Origin of the sequence: Silvania confinis, assembly GCF_025564085.1 — a bacterium.
Lineage (GTDB): Bacteria > Pseudomonadota > Gammaproteobacteria > Enterobacterales > Enterobacteriaceae > Enterobacter > Enterobacter confinis.
This window is the reverse complement of the sequence record NZ_JAMGZJ010000010.1, coordinates 1-275: the sequence shown is the minus strand read 5'-3', so window position 1 is coordinate 275 and position 275 is coordinate 1. Positions and strand designations below refer to the sequence as shown.

Annotated in this window: 1 rRNA gene; it reads left to right on the top strand. The window is 54.2% G+C overall.

The features are described from left to right. Positions 1 to 275, top strand: a 16S ribosomal RNA gene (locus M8013_RS00050); the annotation flags it as partial.

Genomic DNA, 275 nt, shown 5'->3' with positions numbered 1-275 from the left:
ACGGTCCAGACTCCTACGGGAGGCAGCAGTGGGGAATATTGCACAATGGGCGCAAGCCTGATGCAGCCATGCCGCGTGTATGAAGAAGGCCTTCGGGTTGTAAAGTACTTTCAGCGAGGAGGAAGGCATTAAGGTTAATAACCTTAGTGATTGACGTTACTCGCAGAAGAAGCACCGGCTAACTCCGTGCCAGCAGCCGCGGTAATACGGAGGGTGCAAGCGTTAATCGGAATTACTGGGCGTAAAGCGCACGCAGGCGGTCTGTCAAGTCGGAT